Source organism: Novosphingobium sp. FW305-C-30-35 (assembly GCF_058783135.1).
Window position 1 is genome coordinate 3,330,338 of the sequence record NZ_JBYSYJ010000001.1, and the last position, 17,673, is coordinate 3,348,010.

At 63.4% G+C, this 17,673-nt stretch carries 19 protein-coding genes and 1 tRNA gene; 13 read left to right on the forward strand and 7 right to left on the reverse strand.

Annotated features, from left to right (window positions below; all coding sequences use genetic code 11):
* Positions 1-48: 48 nt before the first annotated feature.
* Genes trpD through AC3WLM_RS16460 form a run of 4 tightly spaced genes read right to left on the reverse strand, consistent with a single transcriptional unit; the run spans position 49 to position 5,103 of the window.
* Positions 49-1,038 (reverse strand): anthranilate phosphoribosyltransferase, encoded by a 990-nt coding sequence (gene trpD / locus AC3WLM_RS16445; protein ID WP_492478015.1) that lies wholly within the window; start codon positions 1,036-1,038, stop codon positions 49-51.
* Positions 1,035-1,622, reverse strand: coding sequence for an anthranilate synthase component II (locus tag AC3WLM_RS16450; RefSeq protein WP_492478016.1), 588 nt, complete (start codon positions 1,620-1,622; stop codon positions 1,035-1,037). The genes trpD and AC3WLM_RS16450 overlap by 4 nt, the downstream gene beginning before the upstream one ends.
* Positions 1,619-3,157 (reverse strand): anthranilate synthase component I family protein, encoded by a 1,539-nt coding sequence (locus AC3WLM_RS16455; RefSeq protein ID WP_492478017.1) that lies wholly within the window; start codon positions 3,155-3,157, stop codon positions 1,619-1,621. Before AC3WLM_RS16455 ends, AC3WLM_RS16450 begins: the two co-directional genes overlap by 4 nt.
* 5 nt (positions 3,158-3,162) lie before the next feature.
* Positions 3,163-5,103: a peptidylprolyl isomerase gene (locus AC3WLM_RS16460; protein ID WP_492478018.1), complete on the reverse strand. Its 1,941-nt coding sequence runs from the start codon at positions 5,101-5,103 to the stop codon at positions 3,163-3,165.
* A 281-nt stretch (positions 5,104-5,384) separates the two neighbouring features.
* Here AC3WLM_RS16460 and tpiA point away from each other — a divergent pair, with 281 nt between their 5' ends.
* The 4 genes from tpiA to AC3WLM_RS16480 all read left to right on the forward strand — a co-directional run bounded on the left by tpiA (position 5,385) and on the right by AC3WLM_RS16480 (position 9,181).
* Positions 5,385-6,155: a triose-phosphate isomerase gene (gene tpiA / locus AC3WLM_RS16465; RefSeq protein WP_039332210.1), complete on the forward strand. Its 771-nt coding sequence runs from the start codon at positions 5,385-5,387 to the stop codon at positions 6,153-6,155.
* A gap of 95 nt (positions 6,156-6,250) precedes the next feature.
* Positions 6,251-6,634 (forward strand): preprotein translocase subunit SecG, encoded by a 384-nt coding sequence (secG, locus tag AC3WLM_RS16470; RefSeq protein ID WP_492478146.1) that lies wholly within the window; start codon positions 6,251-6,253, stop codon positions 6,632-6,634.
* A gap of 153 nt (positions 6,635-6,787) precedes the next feature.
* A complete protein-coding gene (gene pyrG, locus AC3WLM_RS16475) occupies positions 6,788-8,419 on the forward strand; it encodes a CTP synthase (protein WP_492478019.1) in 1,632 nt (543 codons plus the stop codon).
* A gap of 72 nt (positions 8,420-8,491) precedes the next feature.
* Positions 8,492-9,181 carry a Crp/Fnr family transcriptional regulator gene (locus AC3WLM_RS16480; protein ID WP_039332214.1) on the forward strand — a complete coding sequence of 230 codons (690 nt, stop codon included), beginning with the start codon at positions 8,492-8,494 and terminating at the stop codon, positions 9,179-9,181.
* A 54-nt stretch (positions 9,182-9,235) separates the two neighbouring features.
* Here AC3WLM_RS16480 and AC3WLM_RS16485 read toward each other — a convergent pair whose 3' ends face one another.
* Positions 9,236-9,697 carry an Hsp20 family protein gene (locus AC3WLM_RS16485; protein ID WP_492478020.1) on the reverse strand — a complete coding sequence of 154 codons (462 nt, stop codon included), beginning with the start codon at positions 9,695-9,697 and terminating at the stop codon, positions 9,236-9,238.
* Between the two features lie 172 nt (positions 9,698-9,869).
* Between AC3WLM_RS16485 and grxC the strand changes: the two genes are divergently transcribed.
* From grxC to AC3WLM_RS16510, 5 genes are all read left to right on the forward strand, one after another.
* The gene (grxC, locus tag AC3WLM_RS16490) at positions 9,870-10,136 is read left to right on the forward strand and encodes a glutaredoxin 3 (RefSeq protein WP_039332218.1); all 267 of its coding nucleotides are present in this window, start codon (positions 9,870-9,872) and stop codon (positions 10,134-10,136) included.
* Entirely contained in the window at positions 10,133-10,963 is an 831-nt protein-coding gene (locus AC3WLM_RS16495) for a carbon-nitrogen hydrolase family protein (protein ID WP_492478021.1), read from the forward strand. The genes grxC and AC3WLM_RS16495 overlap by 4 nt, the downstream gene beginning before the upstream one ends.
* Entirely contained in the window at positions 10,960-11,436 is a 477-nt protein-coding gene (locus AC3WLM_RS16500; RefSeq protein ID WP_062344759.1) for a DUF1178 family protein, read from the forward strand. The genes AC3WLM_RS16495 and AC3WLM_RS16500 overlap by 4 nt, the downstream gene beginning before the upstream one ends.
* Before the next feature lie 45 nt (positions 11,437-11,481).
* Positions 11,482-11,558, forward strand: a tRNA-Arg gene (locus AC3WLM_RS16505).
* A gap of 853 nt (positions 11,559-12,411) precedes the next feature.
* Positions 12,412-12,720: an FtsB family cell division protein gene (locus tag AC3WLM_RS16510; protein ID WP_193826622.1), complete on the forward strand. Its 309-nt coding sequence runs from the start codon at positions 12,412-12,414 to the stop codon at positions 12,718-12,720.
* Between the two features lie 27 nt (positions 12,721-12,747).
* Here AC3WLM_RS16510 and AC3WLM_RS16515 read toward each other — a convergent pair whose 3' ends face one another.
* Positions 12,748-13,494, reverse strand: coding sequence for a class I SAM-dependent methyltransferase (locus tag AC3WLM_RS16515; protein ID WP_062780395.1), 747 nt, complete (start codon positions 13,492-13,494; stop codon positions 12,748-12,750).
* 139 nt (positions 13,495-13,633) lie between these two features.
* On the opposite strand from AC3WLM_RS16515, the gene AC3WLM_RS16520 reads away from it, so the two are divergent.
* The 4 genes from AC3WLM_RS16520 (at position 13,634) to AC3WLM_RS16535 (ending at position 17,099) form a co-directional block, all read left to right on the forward strand.
* The gene (locus AC3WLM_RS16520; protein WP_230487615.1) at positions 13,634-15,151 is read left to right on the forward strand and encodes a phospholipase D-like domain-containing protein; all 1,518 of its coding nucleotides are present in this window, start codon (positions 13,634-13,636) and stop codon (positions 15,149-15,151) included.
* Between the two features lie 12 nt (positions 15,152-15,163).
* Positions 15,164-15,778, forward strand: a complete 615-nt coding sequence (folE, locus tag AC3WLM_RS16525) for a GTP cyclohydrolase I FolE (protein ID WP_492478022.1) — start codon at positions 15,164-15,166, stop codon at positions 15,776-15,778.
* A 110-nt stretch (positions 15,779-15,888) separates the two neighbouring features.
* Positions 15,889-16,338 carry a hypothetical protein gene (locus tag AC3WLM_RS16530; RefSeq protein WP_492478023.1) on the forward strand — a complete coding sequence of 150 codons (450 nt, stop codon included), beginning with the start codon at positions 15,889-15,891 and terminating at the stop codon, positions 16,336-16,338.
* A gap of 14 nt (positions 16,339-16,352) precedes the next feature.
* Positions 16,353-17,099, forward strand: a complete 747-nt coding sequence (locus AC3WLM_RS16535) for a TorF family putative porin (protein ID WP_492478024.1) — start codon at positions 16,353-16,355, stop codon at positions 17,097-17,099.
* Positions 17,100-17,144: 45 nt separating this feature from the next.
* Here the strand turns inward: AC3WLM_RS16535 and AC3WLM_RS16540 are convergent, their stop codons facing one another.
* Positions 17,145-17,624: a peroxiredoxin gene (locus tag AC3WLM_RS16540; protein WP_039332231.1), complete on the reverse strand. Its 480-nt coding sequence runs from the start codon at positions 17,622-17,624 to the stop codon at positions 17,145-17,147.
* Between the last annotated feature and the right edge of the window lie 49 nt (positions 17,625-17,673).

Consider the following 17,673-nt stretch of genomic DNA (forward strand, 5'->3'; position numbering starts at 1 on the left):
GTTGAACCCGTTGGGGCAAGTGTATCGTGTGACCTGTAGCGCCAAGCGCTACTTCAGCGCCGCAATCCAGCAATTGAGCAGCGCGTTGGCCAGGCCCTTGTCAATCGCTTCGGCGGCCTCTTCGATGCCCTCGTGCCAGTCGCGTGCCTCACCCGCAACGATCAGCGCGGCGGCGGCGTTGAACAGCACCGCGTCACGGTACGGACCTACTTCACCTTGCAGCAGGGCGCGCAAGGCTGCGGCGTTGAAAGCAGCATCGCCGCCACGAATGGCGTCGACCGGGGTTTGCGGCAGGCCGACATCTTCCGGGCTGACACGGCGCATAAGCACTTCGTGCCCACGCACTTCGGCCAGTTCATTGCCGCCGGCAAGGCTCAGTTCGTCCAGCCCCTCGTCGCCCGAGATGACCATGCTGTGATCTGTGCCAAGGCGCCGGATTGCTTCGGCATAGATCGGTACATAGGCGGGACGCGCAATGCCGACCAGCTGGCGGCACACGCCTGCCGGATTGGCCAGCGGCCCCATAAGGTTGAAGATCGTGCGGCGGCCCAGCGCCTTGCGGATCGGCATGATGCGGCCCATCGACGGGTGATGGCGCGCAGCAAAGAGGAAACAGATGCCAAGGTCGGCCAGCGTTTCCTCGGCAGTTTCGGCGGCGCGATCGAGGTTGAGGCCGAGCGCCTCCAGCGTATCGGCGGCGCCTGCTTTCGAACTCGCCGCGCGGTTGCCATGCTTGGCCACCGGCACCCCGCACGCGGCAACAACGAGGCTGACTGCGGTAGAGACGTTGAGCGTGTGGTGACCGTCGCCCCCGGTACCGCAGACGTCTATGGCATTGGCGGGTGCGCTGACCGGGATCATCCGCGCCCGCATCGCCCGGGCTGCACCGGCAATCTCGCCCGCCGTCTCTCCCCGGTCCGAAAGGGCGACGAGGAACTTCGTGATGGCTTCGTCCGCCACGGTGCCGTCGAGGATCGCTGCGAACGCGGCCTCTGCCTCGGCTTCCTCCAGCGGATGGGTGACGTCAGGCAGGCTCATGCCGGAAGCGGGTTGGTCTTGATGCCGCAGAGCTTCAGGAAATTCGCGACCATCGCGTGGCCGTGCTCGGTGGCGATGCTTTCCGGGTGGAACTGCACGCCATGGATCGGCAGCGAGGTGTGGCGAAAGCCCATGACGTGTGTGTCATCCGACCGCGCGTTGACAGCAAGGCATTCGGGAATGTCGGTCACGATCAGCGAGTGATAGCGCGTGGCGATGAAGGGCGAGGGCAGGCCCTCGAACACGCCCGTGCCATCATGGGTGACCGGCGAGGTCTTCCCGTGCATCAACCCGCCGCGCACGACCTTCCCGCCGAAGTACTGCCCGATGGACTGGTGCCCGAGGCAGACGCCAAGCAACGGCACTTTCGCATCCGCCGCCGCGCCGACGAGATCGAGACTGACTCCCGCTTCATTGGGGGTGCAGGGCCCCGGCGAGAGCAGGAACCCCTGCGCCCCGGTGTTGATCGCCTGTTCAGCGGTGAGCGCATCATTGCGCACGACTTCAACCTCCGCGCCCATTTCCATCAGGTAATGGACGAGGTTCCAGGTAAAGCTGTCGTAGTTGTCGATGACGAGGATCATTGGCCAAACTTCGCTTCTGTTGCCACCCGCACAGCCTCACGCGCCGCTGCGAACAATGCGCCTGATTTCAGTTCGCACTCGCGCTGTTCGTATTCGGGGTTGCTGTCGGCGACGATGCCTGCGCCTGCCTGCGCGTGGAGCACGCCGTCCTTGATCACGCCGGTTCGCAGGACGATGCAGCTGTCGACCGAGCCGTCAGGGGCGAAGTAGCCGACGCCGCCGGCATAGGCGCCGCGGGTTTCGGGTTCGAGTTCGGCGATGATCTCGCAGGCGCGGACTTTGGGAGCGCCGCTGACGGTGCCTGCGGGGAAGCCTGCGAAAAGCGCGTCTACGCAGTCAGCCCGCGAGGTGTCGAGTTGGCCGACCACGTTCGAGACGATGTGCATGACGTGGCTGTAGCGCTCGACGGTGTAGCTTTCAGTGACCTTGACCGTACCTGCCTTGGCCACGCGGCCGACGTCGTTGCGGCCGAGGTCGAGCAGCATGAGGTGTTCGGCGCGTTCCTTGGGATCGTCGAGCAGGCTCAACTCGTTGGCGCGGTCTTCCTCTGGCGTCTTCCCGCGCGGGCGGGTGCCGGCAATCGGGCGGATCGTCACTTCGCCATCGCGGATGCGGACGAGGATTTCCGGGCTCGATCCGGTCAGCGCGAAGCCCGGCATGTCGAGGAAATAGAGGAACGGTGAGGGGTTGATGCGGCGCAGGGCGCGGTAGAGTGCGATCGGCGGCAGGGGGAAGGGCGCGGTGAAGCGCTGGGCCAGTACGACCTGGAAGATGTCGCCTGCCTCGATGTAGTCCTTCGCGGCACTCACCATGCGCGCATAGTTGGCGGCAGGCATGACGGGTTGCGGGGTCACGTCCACCGCCTCGGCCAGACGGGCATCGACCGGAACAGGCTCCGCCAGCTTGCGCAAGGCGTTGTCGATGCGTTCGGCCGCGGCTTCAAGCAGCCGCTCGGGCGCGCCGCCTTCGGCCCAGACCGGGGCAATGGCGAAGAGTTCGTCGGACAGGCGGTCGAACACCAGCACCACGGTGGGGCGGGTGAACAGCATGTCGGGCAGGACAAGGTCGCTCTGCGGAGCACGCGGCAACTTCTCGACAAGGCCGATCGTCTCGTAGCCGAAATAGCCGACAAGACAGGCCAGCGCCGACGGAAGCGCGGCAGGAACATCGATCCGGCAGGCAGCGACAAGGGCCCTCAGCTCTGCAAGTGCGTCGCCGGGAAGCGGCGCGAAGGCGGCCTTGTCGTGCCGCCAGATGCGATTGATCTCGGCGCGTGTGCCGGTGGCGCGGAACACCAGATCCGGGTCGATGCCGAGCAGGCTGTACCGTCCCCGCACTTCGCCGCCTTGCACGGATTCGAGCAGGAAATCGCCCCGCCCGCTCTCCATGAGCTTCAGCGCGGCGCCCACGGGAGTCTCGGTATCGACAATCAGCTTGCGCCAGATCAGCGCAGGCTTTCCGGCAGACAGCTGCGAAAGCGCAGCTTCATGGTTCTCGGGGAGTGCGACGGCAGTTTCGGCGAGGTCGATGGTCATGGGATTTACTGGGCGTTGCTGCCGGTCAGCTGGTCACGGACGGCCTTGATCCCGGCGTCGTTCCGTTCGACTCCAACATCCTTGCGGATCGCCAGGCGGAGCTGCTCGGCATATTCGCCGCCGGCATCCTGTCCGAAGGAGCGGGCAGCCTGCTGGAAGATCTGATCTCCGCGCTTGACCTGGCCGAGGACGATTTCCTTGAGCGAAACGACGTACCAGCCGCCGTTGTTCGGCCCTTCGAGCCGCTTGTTGCTGCCCTTGGCCATGGCAAACATCAGCGCAAGCGGTGCAGGAACCTGTCCCTGCATTTGGGTAAGCGCCTGACGCGGCAGGTCCACGGGCTGAGGAGCGGGCAGAGCGGCGCCGGCGAGCTTGAGAGCTTCGGCCAGCGGCGTGCCCTTGTTCAATGCTGCCAGGATCTTGTCGCTGGCAGCCTTGGCTTTCGCTGCGCCCTGCTGAACGGCCCAGTCCCGGGCAACGACGCTCTTGATCTGATCCAGCGGGGCGGGCGTGGCGGCGACGAGCTGGCCGACATCGTAAACGGCAAACTTCTCGCCAGGCTTGATCTCTGCCAGCTGGGCTTCGCCTTCGCGCTCCATCGAAAACGCGGCCTGAACCAACGGGGCGATGTCGGCAGACACCTTCTCGTCCTGCTTGCCGAACACGCTGCCATTCGCTGTCAGCGGAGCCGTGGTGGAGACGGTCAGGTTCAGCGTCTTGGCGATATCGGCAAGGCCGGTGCCATTGTCGATTTCCTGCTCGACCTGTGCGGCAAGATCGGACAGCGCTGCGCGGCGCTTTTCTAGGGTCAGGGCCGCGACGATCTCGGGGCGCGCCTGTTCGAGAGTCTTTCCGGCATTGCGCTTGACGGCATCGACCTTGAGTACATGCCAGCCGAGGCCCGACTTCGCAGGTGTTGCCAGCGTGCCCGAAGCCGCGGCGAATGCGGCATCGGATACGGCACGCGACGTCTGGTTGGCGAGGGTATCGCGTGTCTGATCGGCAAGCTTGCTGGCGACCAGGCCCTTGGCACGAGCGGCATTGTCGAGCGAGCCGTTGGCGCCGACTTCTGCGGCAAGCGCCTTGGCAGCGGCCTCGGTAGGGACAATGACCTGCGTTACCGAGCGTTGTTCGGATGCGGAGTAGACTGCGCTGTTGAGCTTGTAGCGCTGGGCCACTTCGGCGTCGCTGGGCGCTGCCACGGTCTTCAGGCTCGCCTCGTCAACGATCGCATAGCGGATCGTGCGGCGTTCGGGCTGCATGTAGCGGCTCTTGTTGGCGGTGTAGAACGCGGCAAGAGTGCTGTCGGCCGGGGGCGACGTCGGCGCAAAGGCGAGCGATGGCACCGAAACGATCGTGCCGACGCGCTTCTCCGTCAGCAGCGCAGCATAGCGCTGGACCGCTTCGTCAGCCATCTGGGCGCCGAATGCAGCTGGCAACAGGATCTGGCGGGCCAGCAGGCCCTGACCGAGATCCTTGCGGACGTCCTTGTCTGTCAGGCCGCGCTGGGCGAGCAGCTGCTCATAGGCCGACTGGCTGAACTTGCCATCAGGACCCTGGAAGGCCGGGATCTTGGTGATTTCGCTGTCGATCAGGCGGTCACCTGCCATCAGACCATGCTCGCGGCCCCACTCGGCCATGGCCAGCCGATCGGTCAGGCCGGTGAGCACGGTGTCCATGCCGCCAGCGTCGAGGAATTGCTTCATCGTCAGGCCAGGCTGCTTCTGCCGTTCCTGCTCGAACGCGTTGGTCAGCGCCTTGCCGAGTTCAGCCGTGCCGATGCGATTGGAGCCGACCTTGGCGGCGCGGTCGCCTCCGGCGATTCCGCCAAAGCCACTGCCGGTGACGTCGGCACTGGCGAATGCCAGCGCGATCAGGCCAAGAAAGATCAGGGCAACGGCAACGCCGATGCGCGACTTGAGGAACGAGCGGAAAAAGCCGAGCATTTGTGTAGTTCGTCTCTCGTCTGGGCACGGCAACGCACCCGAAGGTTCGGTTAGCGGTTGCCTTAGGAGGCAAACGCAATTCTCGCAATGGCTCCATGCCATCGATCATCGGGCAATAGGTCGCGTGTGGCAGCGGCGCCTGCGGCAACCGGCGCTATGCCCGCTTATGCGATCAGGCGTTTTGCAGAATCAGTCCGGGTTTGATAGCCGCGCCGACGAAGCAGGGCGATCGATGTCCTGCAACCGATTGTATCTGCGAAATTCAGGGGAACGCGCCGATCATGCCGCACCGTCCTTACATTGTAGGCAACTGGAAGATGAACGGGACGCGCGCCATGCTCGCCGAAGCGCGGGCGATTGACCGGGCGGCAGGGCGCTATCCGGACGTTCAGGTTGCCATTGCCCCTCCGTTCACCCTGATTGGCGCTCTTCGCGAGGCGGTGAGCGCAATGGGGGTTGGCGGGCAGGATTGCCATGTCAACGCAAAGGGCGCGCACACCGGCGACGTCTCTGCGCAAATGCTGGTCGATACCGGAGCCGACTTCGTTATCGTCGGGCACAGCGAACGTCGCAAGGACCATGGCGAAGGCGACGACCTGATAAAGGCGAAGGCCGAAGCCGCACTTGCTGCCGGGCTCGGAATCATCGTCTGCGTGGGTGAGACGCTTGAAGAGCGCGATGGCGGAAAGGCCGAAGCGGTCGTTTCCGCTCAGGTCACTGCCTCGATGCCGGATGCCGATGCTGCTGCAGACGCAGTAGCGTCAGGCAAGGTGGCGGTTGCCTATGAGCCGGTCTGGGCGATTGGGACCGGGCGCGTGGCCGAAGTTGCAGACGTTGTCGCCATGCATGCCCAGATTCGCCAGCAACTGCTTGCTCTCTACGGCGAGATCGGTGCGAAGGTGCGCATCCTTTATGGCGGTTCGGTCAACGCCGGAAACGCCAGGGACTTGCTTGCTGCAGAAGGCGTGGGCGGTGCGCTGGTCGGCGGGGCGAGCCTGACGGCTGAAGCTTTCCTGCCGATCGTGGCCGCGGCCGACAACGGAGAGGCTTGAGCGCCGCAACGCGCGGGTTGCGCCGACGGCGCAGCAAGCCTACATGCCGCTCAAGATTCCCGCGCGGTTTCGCGCACGAGGTGTGATTCATGTCGTTGTTCATTTTTCTAACCGTGGTCCAGGCCATTGTCGCAGCGCTGCTGGTGGTCGTGATCCTGATGCAGAAGTCCGAGGGCGGTGGCCTGGGCGTGGGCGGAAGCCCGGCCGGCTTCATGTCTGCTCGCGGTGCGGCTGACTTCATGACGCGGTTGACGACGATTCTCGCCACAGCCTTTGTCGTGCTCAGCATTGCCTTGGCTGCTCTTGCGGTTGGCACAAACTCGAGCCGCGAGATTGATACTTCGCTGGAGCGCACCACGCCCGTGCAGAACGCACCGGCAGCGGATCCCCTGGCTCCGGCGCAGGGCGTGCAGCCTGGCACGGCTCCGGTCCAGTCGGCCCCGGCCAATGATCCGCTGAACGGCGCCGCCGGCCAGTAAACGGAATACCGCAGAGCGGCTCGCCGCCCCGCGACCGGACAGGTCGCGGGTCGGTTATCGTTTTGCTTTCGTCCAAGGCTTGTGGATTGTGGCGAAGATTGCAGCCGCAACCGCTTGCCTAGTTGCAACTTCTGACGCTAAGGCCCGAATCCCATGGCGCGGTACATTTTTATCACCGGCGGCGTGGTTTCCTCGCTCGGCAAGGGACTCATGGCAGCAAGCTTGGCGGCTTTGCTGCAGGCACGCGGTTTTCGCGTGCGCATCCGCAAGTTCGATCCCTATCTGAACGTCGATCCGGGGACGATGAGCCCCTATCAGCACGGCGAAGTCTACGTGACCGACGACGGTGCTGAAACCGATCTCGACTTGGGCCACTACGAACGCTTTACGGGCGTTTCAGCCCGCCAGGCAGACAACATCACCTCGGGCCGCATCTACCGCGACATCATCGCGAAGGAGCGCCGTGGCGATTACCTTGGCGCGACGGTGCAGGTGATTCCGCACGTGACCGACGCGATCAAGGATTTTGCGCAGGCCGAAACCGAGGATCTCGATTTCGTGCTGTGCGAGATCGGCGGGACAGTGGGCGACATCGAAGGTCTGCCGTTCATCGAGGCGTTGCGCCAGATGCACAACGAACTCGACCGGAACGAGACCTGCTTCGTCCACGTCACGCTGGTGCCCTACATCGCGGCTGCCGGTGAATTGAAGACCAAGCCGACGCAGCATTCGGTGCGCGAACTCACCGGCCTTGGCATTCAGCCCGACATTCTCCTGTGCCGTTGCGAGAAGCCGTTGCCCGAAGGCGAACGGGCCAAAATCGCGCAGTTCTGCAACGTGCGAAAGTCTGCGGTCATTCCGGCTCTCGATGCCTCGAGCATCTACGCCGTGCCGCTGCAGTACCATGCAGAGGGCCTCGACAGCGAAGTGCTGCGCCATTTCGGCCTGACTGCGCCGGAGCCGGACCTGACGCGCTGGGACGATATCGTCGATCGGCACCAGAACCCCGAGGGCGAAGTGACCATCGGCGTCGTCGGCAAGTATGTCGGCCTGCAGGATGCCTACAAGTCGCTCAACGAAGCTTTGGTCCATGGCGGCATGGCAAACCGCGTAAAGGTGCGGATCAAGTGGCTCGACGCCGAGCTTTTCGAGAAGGACGATGCGGAAATCGCAGCGCATCTCGAACCGATGCACGGCATCCTTGTGCCGGGCGGCTTCGGAGAACGTGGCACCGAGGGCAAGATTGCCTCGGTGCGCTTTGCCCGCGAACGCAAGGTACCGTTCTTCGGCATCTGCCTTGGCATGCAGATGGCCTGCATCGAAGGCGCCCGCAACACCGCCGGCATTCCCGGGGCTTCGTCGACCGAATTCGGCCCCACCGATGAACCGGTCGTCGGCATCATTACCGAATGGATGACTGCCGAGGGTCTCGAGAAGCGGTCGGAAGGCGGTGACCTTGGCGGAACGATGCGGCTGGGCGCCTATGATGCCAAGCTTGCAGGCAACAGCCATGTTGCCAACATCTATGGCGCGACCGAAATCAGCGAGCGCCATCGCCATCGCTACGAAGTGAACATCGCCTACAAGGAGCGGCTCGAGCAGGGCGGTCTGGTGTTCTCGGGCATGTCTCCCGACGGTCTCCTGCCGGAAATCGTCGAGCGTCCGGATCACCCGTGGTTCATCGGCGTGCAGTTCCATCCGGAGCTCAAGAGCCGTCCGTTCGAACCCCATCCGCTTTTTGCAGGGTTCATTGCCGCGGCCGTCAAGCAGGCGCGTCTGGTTTAAAAGCTCTTAAGGGACTGGTCATGGCGAGGTTTCCCTGATTATCTGCGCTGCAGCAATCTGGGGGACCTCGACATGGATGCGGCCAAGCTGGCTGAAGCGCTGACGGCACAAAGTCTTTTCGCGGACTGCGAACCGGCCGAGCTGTCCGATATTATCGCGCGTGGCCAGGTCCGCCAGTTCAAGCCAGGGCAGGAGTTGATGGCGCAAGGTGAAGAGGGCAAGACTCTCTTCATCATCCTCAAGGGGCTCGCGCGGGTCAGCATGCTGGCGGCAAACGGGCGCGAGATCATCCTCGACTATGCCGAGCCCGGCCATGTCCTGGGCGAGATCGCCTTTCTCGATGGCGGGGATCGCACCGCCACGGTCGAAGCCATCGAGCCGATCGAGGCGCTGATCCTTACCCGCGGGGCCTTTGGCGATATCATCGACAAGCACAAGGGTCTGGCCCTGCGCCTGCTCAAGGCGATGGCGCGCCGGTTGCGGCAGAACAACGCCGTGATCGAGGCCGACCGGGCCTATACCTCCGGGCCAAGGCTGGCGCGTTTCCTGTTGCGCCTGATGATGGGGGACACGTCTGACACCGGCAATCAGCTCAAGATTGCCCTGAGCCAGGGCGAACTCGGAAACTTTGCCGGCATGTCGCGCGAACAGATCAATCGCCAGCTTTCCGCCTGGGTCGACAATGGCATCATTGCCCTGAAAGGCGGGCGCGTGACCATTCTTGATCGCGAGGCGCTGATAGACGTGGCCGAAGCCTGGTGATTCAGAAAGAGCGGACCGTACTGGCCCGCTCTTCCCTGTTTTTCCTGTAAGAGATCAAGCGGCGGCGGTATTGTCGCCTTCGATCACCTTGAGCTGGTTCTGCGCGCCGATCAGCACCTTCTTGGGCTTCATCGCCTCGGGCACCTCGCGCACGAGATCGATGGTCAGCAGGCCGTCGGCAAGGTCTGCGGCTTCAACGCGGACGAAATCGGCGAGTTCGAAGCGACGCTCGAAACCGCGGTTTGCGATGCCGACATGCAGGAATTCGCGGTCCTGCGGTTCGGGGCGCTGGCCCTTTACCACGAGCAGGTTCTGCTGGGCGGTGATGTCGATGTCCTCGGACTTGAATCCGGCGACCGCCAGCGTGATGCGGTAGGCATCTTCCCCGCTACGCTCGATATTGAAGGGCGGATAATTGTCACCGGCATTGGCGCGGGCCTGGCGTTCGAGCAGGTCGAACAGGCGGTCAAAACCCACGGTGGTGCGGCGATAGGGGGTAAAGTCAAAACGGTTCATGGCAATATCCTCTGATAGAGCAATCTGCACTTGCCTTTGCGAACCCGGAACCCGGCGCCCGCATCGGCGGTTTTACGAACGTATTCGTGATCAGGCCCGGCTTGCGGCGCATGACACGAAAACCCATGTGTGTTAGCGAAAACCGCATTTCAAGACCCAGATAGAGGTACCGATGTCCGATACGCCCAAGGTCGAAGTCTATACGAAGTGGGGTTGCCCCTACTGCGCGCGTGCCAAGCAGTTGCTGGACAGCAAGGGCGTGTCCTACGAAGAATTCGATGTGACGATGGGCGGACCCAAGAAGGCGGAAATGCTGGAACGCGCTCCCGGCCATACCACCGTCCCGTCGATCTTCATTGACGGCATTCATGTTGGCGGATCCGATGATCTTGCCGCGCTCAATGCGCAGGGCAAGCTGGACATGATGCTCGGAAAGTGACGGATCCCTTAAAGGTTGCGCTGTTCCAGATGACCAGCGGGATCGATCCGCTGGCCAATGCAGATGCGATCGTCGGCGCAGCGCGGAAGGCGGCGGACGAGGGGGCGGCGATGCTCTTCACCCCCGAAATGTGCGGGCTTCTCGATCGCGACCGGGCAAGGGCAACCCCGCATATCGTGACCGAAGCTGACAATCCGGTCCTTGCCGCCGCGCGATCGGCGGCACGGGATCTTGGGCTATGGATCGATCTTGGTTCGCTGGCCGTGCTTCGCGATGACGGCAAGGGGGCCAATCGCGGCTTCATCATCGATTCCGACGGGGAAATCGCCGCGCGCTACGACAAGATCCACATGTTCGATGTCGATCTGGCAACGGGCGAGACCTGGCGCGAATCCGCAGCCTACACGCCCGGCGATGCAGTGGTGACTGTCGAGACGCCGCTGGGCCGCCTCGGCATGGCCATCTGCTACGACATCCGCTTCCCGGCCCTGTTCGAGGAACTGGGCCGTCGCCGCTGCGACGCGATCCGCATCCCGGCGGCATTCACCGTGCCGACCGGCAAGGCGCATTGGCACCTGATGCAGCGCGCTCGCGCCGTGGAAGCCAGCGCCTGGGTCATTTCCGCTGCACAGGGCGGCGTTCACGAAGACGGCCGCGAAACCTTCGGTCATTCGCTCGTGGTCGATCCCTGGGGCGAGGTTGTCTACGATGGCGGTGAAGGCAGCTCGCTTGGCTTTGCATATGTCGACCCTGCCCGAACGGGCGAGGTTCGCGCACAGCTTCCCAGTCTTGCCAACAAGCGCGAAATCCCTAGATCGGCGGCATGATTGTCTTTGATCTGCAATGCGGGCCGAACGGGCATCGCTTCGAGGGCTGGTTCGGCTCCTCGCAGGACTATGAAAGTCAACTTGCTCGGGGGCTGGTCTCCTGTCCCTCGTGTGGATCGCCCGATGTCGCCAAGGCGGTCATGGCGCCCAATGTTGGCCGCAAAGGCAACCAGCTTGCGGCACCGGTGCCGGCAAAGCCTGCGGAATCCGCGCCCGTCGCCAATGTCCCGCTGCCGCCCGAGGCCGTGGCCATGCTGCAGGCCGTCGCTGCGATGCAGGCGGAGGCGATCAAGTCATCGACCTGGGTAGGGGACAAATTCGCCGACGATGCCCGCGCAATGCACTACGGCGAGAAGGACCCCGGCGCCATCCACGGCCGTGCGACGCCCGATGAGGCGCGTGAATTGCTTGATGAGGGCATTGCGGTTGCTCCCTTGCTTATTCCCGTCGTTCCGCCGGAAGAAGCCAACTGAAAGAGCGTTGCCAGCGCCCGCGCCCCTGCCTAAAGGAGTGCGCGGGCGCCCGTAGCTCAGCAGGATAGAGCACCAGATTCCTAATCTGGGGGCCATGGGTTCGAATCCCGTCGGGCGCACCATTTTCCTAGAGCATTGATGTCATTGCCGTGGTCGGGGACGCTGAGGTCCCGCCTTCGCGGGGACGCCGCGAGGTGGCGCGAGAGATCATCCGCTGGCGAATGCGGACCATAACGCCTGTGGGAGTTCACAGATCGCGCGACCGGTGCGGTGCCGTTGTGGCACGCAAGGGATGGGGCGCGGGACCGGTTGCGAGTGGCCGGGGGCGGTTCCGGGCCCCTTGTCGGCTCAGCCTGATGGTCGGACACATGCGAAAGGACGAAGCCTTGGCAGCGGCTCGCGTACTGCCTTGGCTTCTGGCAAGCGGCTGCGTGAAAAGAACCTGTCGTTTGTGCTGACACAGTCGCACAATCATGGCGGGTTCCGCATCCGCAGCGTCGCTCAGGGTTCGGCGCCGTGCTATCAGCCCTGGGTTGTCCTGTCTGTCCTTGGGTAACGGCAGGGTTTGCCCGGTGGGTCTTGGGGCTCGCCCCTCGTTGAACCCGCTGCGCACCTGCCGCACCGATCGCGCCGGAAGCTTCGGCAACAGCGTCGGCTTCCGAAGGAGAGGAGCGGGTTGGCCTTGTGCCCTCTCCTGACCTGTGGGCGGAGCATGTAACCTATATGGTTCGTTTTGTCAAGCTTGTCCGCGCCCCTTTCCTTGTCATCCCGTGCTTGACCCGGGATCTCGCTTCCTTGGTTCACAGGAAGCGCAGAAGAAAAGCGGGGCCCCGGGTCAAGCCCGGGGCGACGATTGTGTTTGTAGTGTGGTGGTGGTGTGCAGATTACATTTTTGTCTGTGCCGTTTTACCTATTGTGATGCGGGTGAAGGTGAAGGTCCTTGAAACGGCGCGGGATTTGTGATTCAATCGTGACATGAAATCCCGTCGCCCACTTCTCCCGAAAGACAGCCTTGCGCAGTCGATGGCGCTTGTCGTCCTGCTTGTGCTTGCGGCGGTCGGCGTTGCCGGGCCAAGCGGTCTGCTGGCCTGGGGCGAGAACGCGCGGGTGCTCGAACAGCGGCAGAAGGAAATCGCGTCGCTGACGGCCGAACGGGACCGGATAAAGAACCGTGTCGATCTGCTCGATCCTCGCCATGCCGACCCCGATCTTGTCGGCGAATTGCTGCATAGCAATCTCAACGTGACGCATCCTGACGACGTGGTGATGCAGCTCAAGGATTGAGCGGGTCTCCGCCAATGCAGCGGAGGCTTACCGCCGCTTCTGGAACATGGCGTCACTGTAACTCCCGTCCATGCGCGCATCGTCGGGTCCGTAGAGCAGAGTCATCGGATCGGCGCGCGTGAAGCGAAGGGAGCGCGCATGATAGCGCGCAGCGACGGGAGTATCGCTGAAGCGGAAGTGCGCATTCCAGATCGTGAGCCAACCGCCCGGGGCAAGATGGCGATCCAGCGCGGCAACCGTCTGCGCAAAGCGGGAGAAGGGCAGCCAGGCCGAACAGGACTGCGGCGCCTGGCTTTCCAGGGCGCCGTGTCGAAACACTGCCATGGCCAGAATGGCATCGAACGTCTGGCCTTCAAGCACCCCGACGTCGGCGGCCTCGATGTAGGAAATATCGGGGTCAGGGTGCAGCGCGAGGTGCGCCCGCGCGGTCCGGATCATTGCCGGGTTGGGGTCCAGACCGACAATGCGGGCGTTGGGGAACCACCGCCGCAGGCTGCGGACTTCGCTGCCATCACTGCACCCGAAGGAGAGGATGCGCGGGTTGGCGAGGGTCCACAGATGCGCGTCGAGCGCCGTGAAGATCTCGGGGTAGCGATCCTCGCAGGTCGTCGGCCAAGGTTGCAGGATGGCGCTGGAATGGGTGCGCTTCATGCGCGCGATGGCGCGGCGATCGGGGTCTGCCAGGTCCCTGATCCGATCGATCGTCGAACGCACTTGTGGAACTGCAAGCAGCCCGGTGCGTAGGGACGATATCAGGGTTGAGCCGCTTGCCATGGCTTCTGCATTGCGGTTGAGTTCGCTGCGGTAAAGCTGAAACGGACTTTTCCTTACTAGTGACAAAAAGATAGCAATCTATCGGTATGCAGGGGAATGTCGGTGGTGTGTGCTGGTAACATAATCGAAGTAAGTTTTTGTGGCTGAACACGAAGGCGTGACCGAGCAACAGGCCGGCGGCCTTGCCCGGATGCAGTCGGAATCCGAATCAGTCTGGCGCTATGCGATGGCCGACAGGGCGCATGCGGTGATCGATGCTGCAGATTACTTCGCGCTCATGCGCGAGGCGATGATGCGCGCGCAGCAACGGATTTTCCTGATTGGATGGGATTTCGATACGAGGATCATCATCGGCGGCGGCCGGCGATGGTGGAACCTGCCGCGAAGGCGCGTTTCGCCGGCGCGGCTTGGCCCCTTTGTCGTCTGGCTGGCCAACCGTCGCAAGCAACTCGATGTCAGGGTTCTCAAGTGGAACTTCGGCGCCTTGAAGGCCGTCTTTCGTGGCTCGATGATGCTTGATCTGTTGCGCTGGTGGAGGCACCCGCGCATCGTGTTCAAGCTCGACAGCGCGCATCCGCTGGGGTGCAGCCACCATCAGAAGATTGCGGTGATCGACGATCGCTTTGCCGTGTGCGGCGGGATCGACATGGCGGGCGATCGCTGGGACACGCGACAGCACATCGACGACGACAAGCGGCGCAGACGGCCCGGAGGCAAGCTCTATGGCCCGTGGCACGACTGCACCATGCTGATGGAAGGCGAGGCTGCCGCTGTCCTCGGAGCCTTCGGCAGAAAGCGGTGGGAACAGGCCGGGGGTAAGCCGTTCGAGCCTTGCGAGCCGCAACGGGCCTCTCCCTGGCCAACCACGGTGGAGGCTGAATTCCGCAATGTCGAGATCGGCATCGCGCGGACGCGATCACACTTTGCCGAAGCACGCGAGGTGCGCGAGGTGGAAGCGCTGTTTCTCGAGCATATCGCGCGGGCGAAGAAGTTCATCTACTTCGAGAACCAGTATTTTGCATCGCGCAAGATTGCAGAAGCCATCGTCAGGCGGATGGAGGAGCCGGATCCCCCCGAGATCGTGCTCATCAACCCGCAGAGTTCGGATGGCTGGCTGGAGCAGACGGCGATGGACGGGGCACGCATCCGGCTGGTGCGGGCGATCGAGCAGGTCGATCACGCAGGTCGCTTCTCGGTCTGGCATCCCTTCACCGCGAAGGGCACGCCGATCTACGTGCATTCCAAGCTGACTATCGTCGATGACGAGATCCTGAGGATCGGATCTGCAAACCTGAACAACCGGTCGATGGGTCTTGATAGCGAGTGCGATGTGTTCATCGACTGTGCAAGGCCTGCCAATGGTCACTGTGGCGAGGCAATCCGCCGGTTGCGCGTTTCCCTTCTGGCCGAGCATTGCGGTATCGGGCCAGAGCGGGTAGCGGAACTTCTGGACCAGCACGGTTCGATGGCTGCGGCCATCGCTGCTGCTCCGCAGGAGGGCAAGAGACTGGGGCGGTTCGTGCCGCACGACCTTACCGATGCGGAGAAGGCGCTGGCCGACAACGAGGTACTCGACCCAGAGCGTCCGGAGGAAATGCTGTCCTTCTACCGCCGGGGTCTGTTCAGGAGTCGCTTCCTGCGACGGCCTGCAAGGTAGCGGAGGAACGTGATGAGCAGTCTGGTGGGGCCTGATGAAGATGACGATCTGGCCCAGGGCAAGTCACCTGTTCCCGAAGATGTCCAGGACGCCATCCGCACGCTGATCCGGTGGTCGGGTGACGATCCGGCGCGCGAGGGACTGCTTGATACGCCCAAGCGCGTCGCCCGTGCCTGGAAGGAATATTGTCTGGGCTATGGCGAGGATCCTGCCAGCCATCTGTCGCGCCAGTTCGAGGAAGTAGGTGGCTACGACGAGATCGTGCTGCTGAAGGACATTCCGTTCCAGAGCCATTGCGAGCATCACATGGCGCCGATCATCGGCAAGGCGGCGATCGCGTATCTCCCGCGGCACAAGGTCGTCGGCATTTCCAAGCTGGCGCGGGTCCTTCATGGGTTTGCGCGTCGCCTGCAGATTCAGGAGCGCCTGACCGCCGAAGTCGCGCAGTGCATCTGGGACAACCTCAAGCCGCATGGTGTGGCGGTGGTCATCGAGGCGAGCCACGCCTGCATGACCGCGCGCGGCGTGCGCACGCCTGGTGTTGGAATGGTGACGAGCCGGATGATGGGCACGTTCCTTGACGATACGCGAAGCCGCAAGGAAGTGCTCAGCCTGATGGGCTATTGAGGCAACCTAGCAAAGAAACATTACAAGTCGGTCGGTTGGTTGCACACAATCGCGGTTCTATCTTGCTTGTGTCACCGGAAAAAAGCCGGGACGTTTGCAGGAGACACAACATGAAGACGCTTGGCTTTGCAGGTCTTGCCGTTGCGCTGGGCTTCAGCGCTCCGGCGATGGGCATGGAGCACTCGACCGTCATCGAGCATGCTGCCGGCCCGATCACAGCCGATTACAGCGGAAAGACAAGGGTCGAAATGAAGCAGGTCGGTTCGGCAGGCGGTGCCGGGCGGGCTTCCTCCTTGCGCTGCCAGTGGTCCGTATCGCTTTCGGTCGAGCGGCAGGCACGGGTTGGCGCAAAGATGCAGGCAAGTCGTTCGATGCTGCGCGATGACGTGCTTACGGGATCGTCGCCGGGCTGGTGCTCGGAGCGCGGCAATGGCATCGACCGCGTGATCGAGGCGCGCCGAGATGACTTGCGCAGTGCGATGATGGCCATGGTTGCGCAGGATCGCGAAGTGATCCTCGTTGAAGCAGAAGGAGCCCACGCAAGGCAGCGCGAGGGCTGAGGAGAAATGAGTACATGACCCGCATCCACACTCTGAATGGTCTGGCAGTTCTTGGCGTGATCGCCTCGGTGCAAGCGCCGCAAGCGCTGGCCCAGTCGGTGGAAGTGGGCGTGGAGGCAACCACGGACGAAGTCCGGCGCGGGCTCAGCTGGAGTGATGGGGAAATCTCCGCCTCGGCTGATGCCAGCGTCGGCTTTGCCGGGCTCGATGCCTCGGTGCGCATGGCGGCGCTGCGCAAGTCTGACCGCCATGCTAATGCCGATGTCGTCGGCGACGTGGCTATCGGCAAGGATTGGGAAGCCGGGGCGATCACCCTGCGGACGGAAGCTATCGGGCATTTCTTCGGCGGCGCGGATATCGGTGCCGACTACGGGGAAGTGGGCCTTGGTGCGCGTTATTCGATCGGACCGCTGCAAGTGCGGGCCGATGCGTTCTATGCGCCGAAACAGGACGCGATCGGCGGGGACAATCTCTATCTGAGAGGGTCAGCGAACTTCGGCGTGCCGGCGCTGCCGATCAGTCTTGCCGCATCAGTGGGATACACCACGGGGGACACGAAGGATCTTCGCTCGGCAAGGCTGCGTCCGGCCGGGGACTATGCAGACTGGAGGCTGGGCGTGGAATACAACCAGTTTCCGTTCACGATCGGGCTCGACTACGCTGGCACCGATATCGACACTTCGGGTGTCTCGGTTTCGCCCTATGCCGATCTCAAGCACGCCGGTGACCGGGTGCTGGGGAGGGTCCGGCTTTCGTTCTGAGTGCTCAAGGAAAAAGGCCCCCGCTTCCGGGGGCCTTTTGATAGATCAGATGTTCTCGATCATGTGCTCGGCGGAGCTGACCTTGAAGTCGCCCGGAGCTTCGACGAACAGCTGCTCGACGACGCCATCGTTGACGACCATCGAGAAACGCTGGCCGCGCTTGCCGAGGCCGAAGCCCGAACCGTCCATGGTAAGGCCGAGCGCTTCGGCGAGGTCACCGTTGCCGTCTGCCAGCATGGTCACGTCGCTCGATCCCGAAGCGGCGCCCCAGGCCTTCATCACGAAGGGATCGTTGACGGCGGTGCAGGCGATCTCGTCGATGCCCTTCGCCTTGAGATCGGCGGCCTTTTCCACGTAGCCGGGGAGGTGCTTGGCCGAGCAGGTCGGGGTGAAGGCACCGGGGACGGAGAACAGCGCAACGCGCTTGCCCTTGAAGTAATCGGCTGACTGCACGGCTTCCGGACCTTCGGCAGTCGCCTTGACGATCTTGACGTCGGGCAGCTTGTCTCCAACAGCGATTGTCATCCCCATCTTCCTTTCGTTGCGCCGGGCGAGGGGGCCCGGACGAGTATGG